Consider the following 12,481-nt stretch of genomic DNA (forward strand, 5'->3'; position numbering starts at 1 on the left):
ATCGCCGGGCTGGGAAGCGGCACCGGCGGCAGACTAGAGCTTTGAATTACAGAGCCTGATGATGAACTGGACTTGGTTTCACAAGCTTGGCTCGCCCAAGTGGTTCTACGAGATCAGCGGACGCTGGATGCCCTGGTTCGCGGTCGCCGCGATCCTGCTGATGGTTGCCGGCACCGTCTGGGGCTTGGCCTTCGCGCCGCCGGACTACCAGCAGGGCAACAGCTTCCGGATCATCTACATCCATGTGCCGGCGGCGTTCCTCGCCCAGTCCTGCTACGTGATGCTGGCGGTGGCCGGCGCGGTCGGGCTGATCTGGAAGATGAAGATCGCCGACGTCGCCGTGCAGTGCGCCGCGCCTATCGGCGCCTGGATGACCTTCGTCGCGCTGGTCACCGGCGCCATCTGGGGCAAGCCGACCTGGGGCGCCTGGTGGGTCTGGGACGCGCGCCTGACTTCGATGCTGATCCTGCTGTTCCTGTATTTCGGCATCATCGCTCTCGGCCAGGCCATCACTAACAGAGACAGTGCGGCCAAGGCCTGCGCCGTGCTGGCCATCGTCGGTGTGGTGAACATCCCGATCATCAAGTACTCGGTGGACTGGTGGAACACCCTGCACCAGCCGGCCACCTTCACCCTCACCGAGAAGCCGCCGATGCCGCCGGAGATGTGGATCCCGCTGCTGATGATGGTTGCCGGTTTCTACTGCTTCTTCGCCGTGGTGCTGATGATGCGCATGCGCCTGGAAGTGCTCAAGCGCGAAGCCCGCGCGAGCTGGGTCAAGGCCGAGGTGGAGCGCGCGCTATGAGTTTCCAGTCCTTCTCCGATTTCCTCGCCATGGGACACCATGGCCCTTACGTGTGGTCCGCCTACGCCATCTGCGCGGTGGTCCTGGCGATCAACGTCGTCTCGCCGATCGTGGCGCGCCGGCGTTACCTGCAAGAAGAGGCGCGTCGTCTGCGCCGGGAGGCCAGCAAGTGAATCCGGTCCGCAAGAAGCGTCTGTACATCGTCCTCGCCATCGTCGCCGGCGTGGGCGTCGCCGTCAGCCTGGCGCTGTCGGCCCTGCAGGAAAACATCAACCTGTTCTATACCCCGACCCAGATCGCCAATGGCGAGGCGCCGCACGACACGCGCATCCGCGCCGGCGGCATGGTGGAGAAGGGCTCGCTCAAGCGCTCGGGGGACTCGCTGGACGTCGAATTCGTGGTCACCGACTTCGCCAAGGAGGTCACGGTGAAATACCGCGGCATCCTGCCGGACCTGTTCCGCGAAGGGCAGGGCATCGTCGCCCTGGGCAAGATCGACGAAGCCGGCGTGCTGACCGCCGACGAAGTCCTGGCCAAGCACGACGAGAAGTACATGCCGCCGGAAGTCACCAAGGCGCTCAAGGACAGCGGCAAGCTGGAGCACTACGAAGCCAGCCAGAATGGCGGCGCTGCGCCGCAACAGGGGAGCAACTGACATGGTTCCCGAACTCGGCCACCTTTCGCTGATCCTCGCGCTGTGCATGGCGCTGGTGATGTCCTTTTTCCCGCTGGTCGGCGCCTGGCGCGGCGATCGTCAGTGGATGAGCCTGGCGCGCCCGGCAGCCTGGGGGCAGTTCGCCTTCCTGCTGTTCTCCTTCGGCTGCCTGACCTGGGCCTTCCTCCACGATGATTTCTCGGTGGCCTACGTCGCCAGCAACTCCAACAGCGCGCTGCCCTGGTTCTACAAGTTCAGCGCCGTGTGGGGCGCCCACGAAGGCTCGCTGCTGCTCTGGGCACTGATCCTGGGCGGCTGGACCTTCGCCGTGTCGGTATTCTCCCGCCAACTGCCGGAAGTGATGCTGGCCCGCGTGCTGGCCGTGATGGGCATGATCAGCACCGGTTTCCTGCTGTTCCTGATCATCACCTCCAACCCTTTCAGCCGCCTGCTGCCGCAGGTGCCGGCGGACGGCAACGACCTCAACCCGTTGCTGCAGGACCCGGGCCTGATCTTCCACCCGCCGATGCTCTACATGGGCTACGTGGGCTTCTCGGTGGCCTTCGCCTTTGCCATCGCCGCCCTGCTCGGCGGTCGTCTCGACGCCGCCTGGGCGCGCTGGTCGCGTCCGTGGACCCTGGTGGCCTGGACCTTCCTCGGTGTCGGCATCGTGCTCGGCTCCTGGTGGGCCTACTACGAACTGGGCTGGGGCGGCTGGTGGTTCTGGGACCCGGTGGAAAACGCCTCCTTCATGCCCTGGCTGGTGGGCACGGCGCTGATCCACTCGCTGGCGGTGACCGAGAAGCGCGGCGTGTTCAAGAGCTGGACCGTGCTGCTGGCCATCGCGGCCTTCTCCCTGAGCCTGCTGGGTACCTTCCTGGTCCGCTCCGGCGTACTGACTTCGGTGCATGCCTTCGCCTCGGACCCCGAGCGCGGCGTGTTCATCCTCGCCTTCCTGCTGGTGGTGGTCGGTGGCTCACTGACGCTGTTCGCCCTGCGCGCGCCGGTGGTCAAGAGCCAGGTCGGTTTTGCCCTGTGGTCCCGCGAGACCCTGCTGCTGCTCAATAACCTGATCCTGGTGGTCACCGCCTCGATGATCCTGCTGGGCACCCTCTACCCGCTGGTGCTCGACGCTATCAGCGGCGCCAAGCTGTCGGTCGGCCCACCGTACTTCAATGCGCTGTTCGTGCCGTTGATCGCCATCCTCATGCTGGCCCTGGCGGTCGGCGTGCTGGTGCGCTGGAAGGACACCCCGACGCGCTGGCTGCGCAACATGCTCACCCCGGTGCTGATCGGCACCGTGGTGCTGGGCGGCTTGGGCAGCTTCCTGTATGGCGAGCTGCACTGGGAAGTGCTGACCGTGTTCATGCTGGCCGCCTGGGTGGTGCTGGCCGGTGTGCGCGACTTCTTCGACAAAGTCCGCCACAAGGGCGTGATTGCCGGCGCCGCGGGCCTGAACCGCAGCTACTGGGGCATGCAGCTGGCGCACTTCGGCATTGCCATCTGCGCCATCGGCGTGGTCCTCACCAGCCAGTTCAGCGCCCAGCGCGACCTGCGCATGGCGCCGGGCGAGTCGGTGGAACTGGCCGGCTACCAGTTCCGCTTCGAAGGTACCCACCACTTCGAAGGCCCGAACTTCACCTCCGACAAGGGCACCGTCCTGGTGACTCGCAACGGTTCGGAAGTCGCCACCTTGCACCCGGAGAAGCGCCTGTACAGTGTGCAGAACTCCATGATGACCGAAGCCGGCATCCACGGCAGCCTGACCCGCGACCTCTACGTCGCCCTGGGGGAGCCGCTGGATAACGGCGCCTGGGCCGTGCGCGTGCACATCAAGCCCTTCGTGCGCTTCATCTGGCTCGGCGGCCTGCTGATGGCCCTGGGCGGCGTGCTGGCGGCGCTCGACCGTCGCTACCGGCTGAAAGTGAAAACGCGTGTACGCGAGGCCCTGGGCCTCGCCGGACAGGGAGCCTGAGTGTGAAGCGTGCGATCCTGCTGTTGCCCCTGGCGATCTTCCTGGTCGTCGCGGTATTCCTCTTCCGTGGCCTGTGGCTGGACCCCAGCGAACTGCCCTCGGCGCTGATCGGCAAACCGTTCCCGGCGTTCTCCCTGCCCAACGTCACCGAGCCGGGCAAGACCTACACCGAGGCCGACCTCAAGGGTAAGCCGGCGCTGGTCAACGTCTGGGGCACCTGGTGCCCGACCTGCCGCTTCGAGCACCCGGTGCTCACCGATCTTGCCGCCAAGGGCGTGGTGATCTACGGCATCAACTACAAGGACGATGGCGCCGCCGCGCAGAAGTGGCTCAAGGAGCTGCACAACCCCTATCTGCTGAACATCGCCGATGCGCAGGGCACCCTGGGCCTGGACCTGGGCGTCTATGGCGCACCGGAGACCTACATCATCGACAAGGACGGCATCATCCGCCACAAGCTGGTCGGCGCCGTTGACGAGAAGGTCTGGCGTGAACAGCTCGCGCCGATCTACCAGGGCCTGGTCGACGAAGCGGAGGGCAAATGAAGCGTCTGCTTGCCGCCGCGGTGTTCGGGCTGTGCCTCACCGGCATCGCCCACGCCGCCATCGATACCTACGAGTTTGCCAATGACGCCGAGCGTGCGCGCTTCCGTGACCTGACCACCGAGCTGCGCTGCCCCAAGTGCCAGAACCAGGACATCGCCGACTCCAACGCGCCGATCGCCGCCGACCTGCGCAAGCAGATCTATACCCAGATGGCGGCTGGCAAGAGCAACCAGCAGATCGTCGACTACATGGTCGACCGCTACGGCGAGTTCGTGCGCTACAAGCCCGAAGTCAGCGAGCGCACCTGGCTGCTCTGGTTCGGCCCTGCCGCGTTGCTGGGGCTGGGTGTGATCGTCATCGGTGCCATCGTCGCGCGCCGCCGTCGCCCGGCCGCTGCCACTTCCACCACGCTGTCCGCCGAGGAGCAGGCGCGTCTCGACCAATTGCTGGATAACCAAGACAAATGATCGATTTCTGGCTCGCCGCCGGCCTGCTGTTGCTGGTGGCCCTGGCATTCCTCCTCGTCCCTCTGCTGCGCGGCCGCAAGGCCCAGGCCGAGGAAGACCGTACCGCCCTCAACGTCGCTCTGTACCAGGAGCGCCTGGCCGAACTGACCGCCCAGCGTGACGCCGGGACCCTCGACGACGCCCAGCTCGAAGCCGGCCGCGGCGAAGCGGCCCGTGAGCTGCTGTCCGATACCGAGGGCGCCAGCGAAGACCGCCGCGCCCGCCTCGGCCGTGCGGCGCCGCTGATCGTGGCGCTGGTCCTGCCGTTCCTCGGCCTGGGTCTTTACCTGCACTGGGGTGCCAGCGACAAGGTCGCCCTGGCCCGCGAGTTCGCCACTGCGCCGCACTCCATGGAAGAGATGACCACGCGCCTGGAGCGCGCCGTGCAGGCCCAGCCGGACTCCGCCGAAGGTTGGTACTTCCTCGGTCGCACCTACATGACCCAGAACCGCGCCGCCGATGCCGCCAAGGCCTTCGAGCAGGCCGCGCGCCTGTCCGGTCGCCAGCCGGAAGTGCTCGGCCAGTGGGCGCAGGCGCTGTACTTCGCCGGCGACAAGGCGCTGACCCCGGAAGTGCTCGGGTTGGCCGATGAAGCGCTGAAGAAGGACCCAGAGGAAGTCACGACCCTGGGCCTGCTCGGCATCGCCGCTTTCGAGGACGAGAAGTACGCCGACGCCATCGACTACTGGGGCCGTCTGGTCGCCGTGCTGCCGCAGGACGACCCGTCCCGCGAAGCCATTGCCGGTGGCATTGAGCGTGCTCGTCAGAAAATGGTCGAGAAAGGCCAGACGCCGCCGCAAGCACCCGCGGTCGCGCAACCAGCTGGCGTGACCCTGAAGGTGAAGGTCGACCTGACCGCCGCCGTGAAAGGTCAGGTCAAGCCGGACGACAGCGTGTTCGTCTTCGCCCGCGCCGTGAGTGGCCCGCCGATGCCGTTGGCGGTGAAACGCCTGAAGGTCTCCGACCTGCCCAGCGAGGTGTCGCTGAGCGACGCCGACGCGATGATGCCGCAGCTCAAACTGTCGCAGCATCCGCAGGTGCAGCTCGTCGCCCGGATCTCCCGCGCTGGCAATGCCATCACCGGCGAATGGATCGGACGCAGCGAAGCGTTGTCTACTGCCAACGCGGGCGAACAGAGCGTGACCATCGACAGCCCGGACCAGAAGTAAGACGAACAAGAGAGGGTTGAGCGAATGAAGGGCAGAGTATTGGCGCTGGGCGCCATGCTGGTTTTGGGTGGTTGCGTGGTGCAACCGCAGCAGCCGGAGCAACCGCCCGTGCAGACGCCTCCGCCCTCGCAGCCGAGCAAGCCGATCCCGCCGGCCAAGACCTCCAGCTCGCCGATCACCCCGCAGCCGTCCAAGCCGGCGACTGCGACCAAGCGCCCGACCCAGTTTGCCCCGCCGCCCGGCGGCAAGGGCCGCTGGGACGCCAGCCTCGGGGTCTATGTGATCCAGGGCCAGAAAGACCTCTTCTATCGCCAGCGCACCTACTACCACTGGGACAACGGCTGGTACTGGGGCGTCGGCCCGCAGGGCCCCTGGACCGAAACCGACAGCAGCGGCGTACCGCCGGGGCTGACCCGCAAGTACGCGCAGTAACGCGCCCTCGCGCGAACCGTTAATTTCATCGGGATGCGCCATTACGGTCTCGCAGGGTGTGTAGGAGCGGACTCGGTCCGCGATCATTTCATCACCGCTCCGGGCAACCCTGCAGCACGGCCAGCCAATCGCGGACGGAGTCCGCTCCTACGCCATCCGGCAGCACCCAGCCAGGCTGATGCTCAGTCGAACGTCCCCATCTCCGTTCCCAGTTCGATCACCTCCACCCGATTGCGCCCGCTCGCCTTGGCCTTGTACAGCGCCTTGTCCGCCGCCGCGTAGAGCCCCTCATAGGTTCCGGGCACGCCGGACTCCAGGCAGGCGATGCCGAAACTTGCGGTGAGGTAGAGCAGGCCGTCCTTCATCGGCAGCGGGGTTTCCTCCAGCAGCCGGCGCACCTTCTCGGCGATGACTCGCGCCTGGGGCTGGGAGGTGTCGGGCAACAGCAGCAGGAATTCCTCGCCGCCCAGGCGCGCCACGCTGTCGCCGGTGCGGGTGTAGTTCCTCAGCAGGCTGGCGGTGTGGCGGATGACTTCGTCGCCCAGCGGGTGGCCGTAGCGGTCGTTGATGAACTTGAAATGATCCAGGTCCACCATGAGCAGGCTGATCGGTGCAGGCTGGCGGGCAGCGCGCGATAGCTCCATGCCCACCAGTTGGTCGAACTGGCGGCGGTTGAACAGTCCGGTCAGGGGGTCGTGGCCGGCGAGGTACTCGAGCTGGCGGTTCTTTTCTTCCAGTTCCAGCCGTTGCTGGCGGAGGAACTCGCGCTGGCGCAGGTTTCGCACATGGCTGTGCCAGAGGATGAAAGACAGCACCAGGCCGATACCGCAGATGGTCAACCCGCCCATCTGGTTCGACAGGCGCAGCTGCGGGCTGGCCTGGGTCAGCGCCATGGTCAGCTCGAAGGCGGCCAGGGCGAGGATATAGAGGACGACGGCCAGGCTCGGGCGCAACAGGATAATCAGGGCGGTGGCCACCGAGGCCATGAGGAAGGGCGTGATGCTGCTGGTGACCTGCTGGTCGGCGCCAGTGATGGCGATGCCGAAGCCCAGCAACAGCGTGCTGCCCAGCACGGTGAGGGTCTGCATGTAGCGCAACGCCGCGCCTCGGCGCGGCGACGAGGCCAGCCAGGCCAGCAGGCCGAGGAAGGTGAAGAACACGGCGACCACGGCGTGGACGCGGATGATATCCAGCCGCCAGCCGTCATACTCGGGGCTGGAACCCTGCAGATTGAGGCGGAAGACCAGGATGTGGATCAGGTCGAAAGGTACCGCCAGCAAGGCGGAGAAATACAGGCGCCGCAGGTTTTCCCGGGCGATCGGCAGCGCCAGCGCGTCGTTGACCGCGATGGCGTGGTGCAGTCGCTGGAGCAACGTCCTGGACACGGGCTCTGGCCTCCTGCGCAAGTGCCGGCCCGTAGCAGGATAGACGCAGCGCCGCTTCGCTGCGGTGCAGATTGAAATCGACGTGACTTGGCGCGACAGCGCGGCAGTCACAGCCCGCTACGCTGAAATTTCCGAGCGTGGCAACAAATTGGCTTGGAACATTGTCGGATAAGCCCACGGCGGGCATAGTCCGCAACCCGGTGAATCCAAGGACGCTGCCATGAACCCCAGGACGCTGTCATGAATAGAGTGAAACGACTGTCGGCGCAACAGGGCCTGGACGCCGAGCGCGCGCTGCTCGACGCCACCTTCGCCGGTGAGCGCGATAGCGGCCTGCTGTTCTGGAGCCCACAGGAACAGTCCCTGGTGATGCCGCGCCGGCTGAGCCGCCTGGAGGGCTTTGCCGCCGCCGAGGCCGCCTGTGCCGGGCTAGGTTGGCCTATCGCCCTGCGTGACACTGGCGGCGAGCCAGTGCCGCAGTCCGCCGGGGTGCTAAATGTTGCACTGGTCTACGCGATCCCGCCGGGCGACAACGAGCAGACGCGCATCGAGACCGCCTACCTGCGCCTGTGCCAGCCGCTATGCGACTGGTTGGCTGCCCTTGGCCTCGATCCGGGCCTGGGGGAAGTGGAAGGCGCTTTTTGCGATGGCCGCTACAACGTCAACCTGGGCGGTCGCAAGCTGGTGGGCACCGCACAGCGGTGGCGCCGCCGGCCCAGCGACGGGCGCTACGTGGTGCTGGCTCACGGTGCCATCCTGATGGAGAACCAGCGCGAGCCGATGGTCGCGGCGGTGAACGCCTTTTATGAGCACTGTGGGCTTGAAGCCCGCGTGCGCGCCAGCAGTCATGTGGCGCTGGAAGAGCGTTACGAGCAGCCCTGGGACCAGGTGGATGCGCTGGCCGGGCAGTTCCAGCGGCACCTGGTGGCCGAGGGCGTGGCGCTGGATGTCTGATTTGAACGACGTGGGTGGATCTTCGCTTCGCCCCAACCCTTCCAAGGAGTCTTGATACATGGAACATGGGACGAATTACCTGCAGTCGGCAGTGGTCTTCCTGCTTGCGGCGGTGTTCATGGTGCCGCTGGCCAAGCGCCTGCAACTCGGTGCCGTGCTGGGCTACCTGCTGGCCGGTGTAATCATCGGCCCCTACCTGCTGGGCCTGATCGACAATCCTGAAAGCGTCGCCAGCCTGTCCGAGCTGGGCGTCGTGCTGTTGCTCTTCATCATCGGCCTGGAGCTCTCGCCCAAGCGCCTGTGGGTGATGCGCAAGCAGGTGTTTGGCGTGGGCCTGGCGCAGGTGCTGCTCACTGGCCTGGCCATTGGCAGCGTCGCAGCGCTGGCCTTCGACATGCCGGTGAATACATCGGTCGTGCTGGGCGGCGGCTTGGCACTGTCCTCCACCGCCTTCGGCCTGCAGATCCTCGCCGAACGCAAGGAACTGAACAGCCCCTACGGCCGCCTCGGCTTCGCCATCCTGCTGTTCCAGGACATTGCCGCGATCCCGCTGATCGCGATGATCCCGCTGCTCGGCGCACGTGCCGATTCGGCGGCGCCCGGCGGTGACCTGGCCCACGTCATGGAAGTGGTCGGCAGCATCGCCGTGGTCGTCATCGGCGGGCGCTTCCTGCTGCGCCCGGTGTTCCGCTCGGTGGCCCGTACCGGTCAGGCCGACCTGTCCACCGCCACCGCGCTGCTGGTGGTAGTCGGCACCGCCTGGCTGATGGAGTGGGCCGGTGTGTCCATGGGCCTGGGCGCTTTCCTCGCCGGCCTGCTGCTGGCGGATTCGGAATACCGCCACGAACTGGAAGCGCAGATCGAACCCTTCAAGGGCCTGCTGCTCGGCTTGTTCTTCATCAGCGTGGGCATGAGCGCCGACCTTGGCCTGCTCAAGAGCGAGCCTCTCGTGGTGCTGGGCCTGACCCTCCTGCTGGTGGGCATCAAGTTGCCGCTGCTGTTCCTCATCGGCCGGCTGGCCGGCGGGCTGGACAAGGTCTCGGCAATCCGCCTGGGCGTTCTGCTGGGCGCCGGCGGTGAGTTCGCTTTCGTGGTGTTCAAGCTGGCCTTGGCCCAGGGGCTTATGGACGGCAAGCTGCATTCGTTGCTGGTGCTGTGCATCACTCTGTCCATGGCGATGACGCCGCTGCTGGTACTGGCGCTGGCGCGCAGCATCAAGCCCAAGCCCGCCGTGCTGCGCGAGCCGCCGCCGGAATACAGCCAATTGCCGGACGATGCACCGCGCGTGGTGATCGCCGGCATGGGGCGGATGGGCCAGGTGGTTGCCCGTATCATGCGCGCCCAGGGCGTACCCTTCGTGGCGCTGGACACTTCGGTGGATACCATCGAACTGACGCGCAGCTACGGCAACATCCCGATCTTCTACGGCGACCCGCTGCGCCCGGAAATCCTCCGTGCCGCCCAGGTGGAGAAGGCCGAGTTCTTCGTCGTCGCCACCGATGATCCGCAGACCAACATCGAGACCGCGCGCCTGGTGCGCAAGTTGTACCCGCACATCAAGGTCATCGGTCGGGCGCGCAACCGCCAGCACGTCTATCACTTGCTGGATGCCGACGCGACGCCGGTGCGCGAGACCTTCCACTCCAGCCTGGAGATGAGCCGTCTGCTGCTCACCGGCCTGGGCCTGAACGAGGAACAGGTCGGTGCACGCATCCGCCGCTTCAAGCGCCACGACGAAGCGGTGCTGATGGCCCAGTACCGCGTCTACGACGACGAGACCGCGGTGATCCAGACCGCCCGCGAAGCGCGCAAGGAACTGGAAACCCTGTTCGAGGCGGACCACCTCGAAGACCAGGGTATCGGTCACCACTGACTGGCCATTCCGCACATCGATAGTGCTGGGGCGGCGTGTGCGCCCCGGCGCATCCTCGGGCCTTCGCAACGGAGGCCCATCGATGAGCGACTACCGCACTTTCACCCGCGAAGATCGCGACGGCGTTGCCGTGGTGAGCTTCAGTCACCCGCCGATCAACCTGGTCGACCGCGCCATGGTCATCGACCTGCTGCACCTGGCCGATGAGCTGGAGCGCGACAGCGACACCCGCGTGGTGCTGCTGCGCAGCGCCAACCCGGATTTCTTCCTTGCCCACTACGATCTCGGCAGCCAGCTGGACGCGCCGCCGATGAAGCTGCCTGCCGGCATGGCCAGCCCGCTCAGCGCGCTGTTCAGCCGCTTCAGCCGGCTGCCGCAGGTCACCATCGGCGAGTTGCGCGGCCGCGCGCGTGGTGCCGGCAGCGAATTCCTCCTGGCGCTGGACATGCGCTTTGCCTCCCGTGAGCGCGCGTTGCTCGGCCAGCCGGAAGTGGCGGTCGGCCTGTTACCCGGCGCGGGCGGCACAGTGCGCCTGGCGCAACTGCTGGGGCGGGGCAGGGCGCTGGAGGTCTGTCTGGGGGGGGAGGATTTCGACGCGGACACGGCGGAGCGCTATGGCTGGATCAACCGGGCGCTGCCGGACGCGGAGCTGGAAGGGTTCTGCGAGGCTCTGGCGCGACGCATCGCGGCCTTCCCGGCGGCGGGCATCGCCCATGTGAAGGCAGTGGTGGAGCAGGTGACGGCGGCTGATCAGGCAGCGCTGGTGGAGGAGTCGCAGCGCTTCGTCGGTGACATGTCCGCGCCGGGGACGCTGGAGCGGGTGCGCTGGATGATGGACAATGGCGGCCAGCAGGACGGGGAACTGGAGCGCGACTTGGGAGCCGCGCTCGGGCGCTACCCGGGCTGAATCGCTGGGGAGGGCTGCGTCACGCGGTCTTCGCCAGGATCGGTTCGTTCGCCACGGCGACCAGTACCGGCCGGGCTAGTTGGTGTTTCACCGCCGGACGCGGCTGACGGCTGACCGAGGGGCGCCGGTCGGGGATGACCACGGCCGAGCCCGGCGAACGCAGGGTCAGTACGGCGATGCCGCCGGCCAGCAGCGTGGTAGCGAGCACGACGCTGGCCAGGGCGACGTACAGCAGCAGCTCCACCAGGGAGCCAACGAGCAGCAGGAAATCGAGAATGACTTGCATGGTGGTGTCCTCTTGACGATCCGTTGGGGGCGTCTCGCGAGTAGCTTGTTCGCCCCTGCGGCCCGACTGCGGGGCCGGCGAATCTCCTGCCAGCGAGTTGATGGGGCCAAGATGCCGCGCGCGGACTATCAAGAGAACTGAATGCGTCGACTGGTGACTATCGACGTTATCGATAGCGGCCGGAAGCCGCGAGTTAGAGAGGCGCCCTGGTTACTCGCGGGCGCCTGCGACCTTGGTCTGGTAGACGCTCAGAACTTCTCGCCCGGTTGCAGGAAGCGCCACTGGCCGACGGGCAGCTTGCCCATGGCAACGCCGCCCAGGCGCAGGCGGCGGATCGACACGGCGTGCAGGCCGACGGCACGGCACATGGCGGCAATCTGGCCGGGGCGGAACTGCTTGCCGGCGAAGCGCAGGCGGTTTTCGCTCTGCCAGCTGACCTTCAGCGGCGGCAGCTCGCGGCCATCGATGAGCATGCCGCGGCAGAGACGCTTCAGGCCGTTGTCGGCGATCTGCCCGCTGACTTCGACCACGTACTCGTGCTCGATATTGTCCGCCTCGTCCACCAGCCGGCGCTGCACGCCGCGGCTCTGGGTGTAGACCAGCAGGCCGCTGGCATCGGTCTCCAGCACGGTGGTGTTGAACTGGTGGCCGAAGTGCTTGCGCAGCAGGCGCTGCTGCAGGTTGTCCTCGGTCCAGCGCTTGTCCGGCGTCAGCAGTTGTTGGGCGGAGTTGGCGCCGTTGCCGCTGCCCAGGCCGACCGGCTTGTGCACGAGGATGGTCACCGGCGGAATCGGATCGGGAGAGGCGCCCGGCAGCAGTTCGATGCGCTGGGTGTCGACCTTGAACTGCGGCTCCTCCACGCGCTGGCCGTCGACCGTGACCCAGCCACCCTCGATGTACAGCTCGGCGTCGCGGCGCGAACAGGGCAGCAGCTCGGCGAGGCGCTTGGACAGGCGGATGGCTTCGGACATTTCGGGTAACCAGGCAGG

General features: G+C 66.7%; 14 protein-coding genes. 11 read left to right on the forward strand and 3 right to left on the reverse strand.

Annotated elements, in window-relative coordinates:
- Positions 1-58: 58 nt before the first annotated feature.
- The 8 genes from FAS41_RS05220 to FAS41_RS05255 are packed head-to-tail and all read left to right on the forward strand — an operon-like array spanning position 59 to position 6,087.
- Complete coding sequence (locus tag FAS41_RS05220; protein WP_088416741.1) at positions 59-805, forward strand: heme ABC transporter permease; 747 nt, start codon at positions 59-61, stop codon at positions 803-805.
- A complete protein-coding gene (gene ccmD / locus FAS41_RS05225) occupies positions 802-978 on the forward strand; it encodes a heme exporter protein CcmD (protein WP_138520558.1) in 177 nt (58 codons plus the stop codon). The genes FAS41_RS05220 and ccmD overlap by 4 nt, the downstream gene beginning before the upstream one ends.
- Positions 975-1,460 carry a cytochrome c maturation protein CcmE gene (gene ccmE / locus FAS41_RS05230; RefSeq protein WP_138520559.1) on the forward strand — a complete coding sequence of 162 codons (486 nt, stop codon included), beginning with the start codon at positions 975-977 and terminating at the stop codon, positions 1,458-1,460. Before ccmD ends, ccmE begins: the two co-directional genes overlap by 4 nt.
- Position 1,461: 1 nt before the next feature.
- Complete coding sequence (locus FAS41_RS05235) at positions 1,462-3,435, forward strand: heme lyase CcmF/NrfE family subunit (RefSeq protein ID WP_138520560.1); 1,974 nt, start codon at positions 1,462-1,464, stop codon at positions 3,433-3,435.
- Positions 3,436-3,437: 2 nt separating this feature from the next.
- Positions 3,438-3,980: a thiol:disulfide interchange protein DsbE gene (gene dsbE, locus FAS41_RS05240; protein WP_138520561.1), complete on the forward strand. Its 543-nt coding sequence runs from the start codon at positions 3,438-3,440 to the stop codon at positions 3,978-3,980.
- Positions 3,977-4,447 (forward strand): cytochrome c-type biogenesis protein, encoded by a 471-nt coding sequence (locus FAS41_RS05245; RefSeq protein WP_138520562.1) that lies wholly within the window; start codon positions 3,977-3,979, stop codon positions 4,445-4,447. Before dsbE ends, FAS41_RS05245 begins: the two co-directional genes overlap by 4 nt.
- Positions 4,444-5,655, forward strand: coding sequence for a c-type cytochrome biogenesis protein CcmI (gene ccmI, locus FAS41_RS05250; RefSeq protein ID WP_138520563.1), 1,212 nt, complete (start codon positions 4,444-4,446; stop codon positions 5,653-5,655). Before FAS41_RS05245 ends, ccmI begins: the two co-directional genes overlap by 4 nt.
- Before the next feature lie 24 nt (positions 5,656-5,679).
- Positions 5,680-6,087 (forward strand): hypothetical protein, encoded by a 408-nt coding sequence (locus tag FAS41_RS05255; protein WP_138520564.1) that lies wholly within the window; start codon positions 5,680-5,682, stop codon positions 6,085-6,087.
- A 182-nt stretch (positions 6,088-6,269) separates the two neighbouring features.
- On the opposite strand, the gene FAS41_RS05260 is transcribed toward FAS41_RS05255, so the two are convergent.
- Positions 6,270-7,472 carry a GGDEF domain-containing protein gene (locus tag FAS41_RS05260; RefSeq protein ID WP_171049439.1) on the reverse strand — a complete coding sequence of 401 codons (1,203 nt, stop codon included), beginning with the start codon at positions 7,470-7,472 and terminating at the stop codon, positions 6,270-6,272.
- Between the two features lie 240 nt (positions 7,473-7,712).
- Here FAS41_RS05260 and FAS41_RS05265 point away from each other — a divergent pair, with 240 nt between their 5' ends.
- From FAS41_RS05265 to FAS41_RS05275, 3 genes are all read left to right on the forward strand, one after another.
- Entirely contained in the window at positions 7,713-8,426 is a 714-nt protein-coding gene (locus FAS41_RS05265; protein ID WP_138520565.1) for a lipoate--protein ligase family protein, read from the forward strand.
- 58 nt (positions 8,427-8,484) lie between these two features.
- On the forward strand, positions 8,485-10,299 hold the full coding sequence (locus FAS41_RS05270) for a monovalent cation:proton antiporter-2 (CPA2) family protein (protein WP_138520566.1): 1,815 nt from the start codon (positions 8,485-8,487) through the stop codon (positions 10,297-10,299).
- Between the two features lie 82 nt (positions 10,300-10,381).
- On the forward strand, positions 10,382-11,206 hold the full coding sequence (locus FAS41_RS05275) for an enoyl-CoA hydratase/isomerase family protein (protein ID WP_138520567.1): 825 nt from the start codon (positions 10,382-10,384) through the stop codon (positions 11,204-11,206).
- A 19-nt stretch (positions 11,207-11,225) separates the two neighbouring features.
- On the opposite strand, the gene FAS41_RS05280 is transcribed toward FAS41_RS05275, so the two are convergent.
- Together FAS41_RS05280 and FAS41_RS05285 are read right to left on the reverse strand one after the other, a co-directional pair.
- Positions 11,226-11,492: a hypothetical protein gene (locus FAS41_RS05280; RefSeq protein ID WP_138215053.1), complete on the reverse strand. Its 267-nt coding sequence runs from the start codon at positions 11,490-11,492 to the stop codon at positions 11,226-11,228.
- Between the two features lie 248 nt (positions 11,493-11,740).
- Positions 11,741-12,463, reverse strand: coding sequence for an RNA pseudouridine synthase (locus FAS41_RS05285; protein ID WP_138520568.1), 723 nt, complete (start codon positions 12,461-12,463; stop codon positions 11,741-11,743).
- Positions 12,464-12,481 lie beyond the last annotated feature (18 nt).

The sequence above is a fragment of the Pseudomonas nicosulfuronedens genome (assembly GCF_005877905.1).
Taxonomy (GTDB): Bacteria; Pseudomonadota; Gammaproteobacteria; order Pseudomonadales; family Pseudomonadaceae; genus Pseudomonas; species Pseudomonas nicosulfuronedens.

What these genes read in the sequence shown, in the direction of transcription:
- FAS41_RS05275 (WP_138520567.1), top strand. Translation starts at nt 10,382, where the DNA reads ATGAGCGACTACCGCACTTTCACCCGCGAAGATCGCGACGGCGTTGCC.
- ccmI (WP_138520563.1), top strand. Translation starts at nt 4,444, where the DNA reads ATGATCGATTTCTGGCTCGCCGCCGGCCTGCTGTTGCTGGTGGCCCTG.
- FAS41_RS05255 (WP_138520564.1), top strand. Translation starts at nt 5,680, where the DNA reads ATGAAGGGCAGAGTATTGGCGCTGGGCGCCATGCTGGTTTTGGGTGGT.
- FAS41_RS05265 (WP_138520565.1), top strand. Translation starts at nt 7,713, where the DNA reads ATGAATAGAGTGAAACGACTGTCGGCGCAACAGGGCCTGGACGCCGAG.
- FAS41_RS05220 (WP_088416741.1), top strand. Translation starts at nt 59, where the DNA reads ATGATGAACTGGACTTGGTTTCACAAGCTTGGCTCGCCCAAGTGGTTC.
- FAS41_RS05285 (WP_138520568.1), bottom strand. Translation starts at nt 12,463, where the DNA reads ATGTCCGAAGCCATCCGCCTGTCCAAGCGCCTCGCCGAGCTGCTGCCC.
- ccmD (WP_138520558.1), top strand. Translation starts at nt 802, where the DNA reads ATGAGTTTCCAGTCCTTCTCCGATTTCCTCGCCATGGGACACCATGGC.
- FAS41_RS05280 (WP_138215053.1), bottom strand. Translation starts at nt 11,492, where the DNA reads ATGCAAGTCATTCTCGATTTCCTGCTGCTCGTTGGCTCCCTGGTGGAG.
- FAS41_RS05245 (WP_138520562.1), top strand. Translation starts at nt 3,977, where the DNA reads ATGAAGCGTCTGCTTGCCGCCGCGGTGTTCGGGCTGTGCCTCACCGGC.
- FAS41_RS05235 (WP_138520560.1), top strand. Translation starts at nt 1,462, where the DNA reads ATGGTTCCCGAACTCGGCCACCTTTCGCTGATCCTCGCGCTGTGCATG.
- FAS41_RS05270 (WP_138520566.1), top strand. Translation starts at nt 8,485, where the DNA reads ATGGAACATGGGACGAATTACCTGCAGTCGGCAGTGGTCTTCCTGCTT.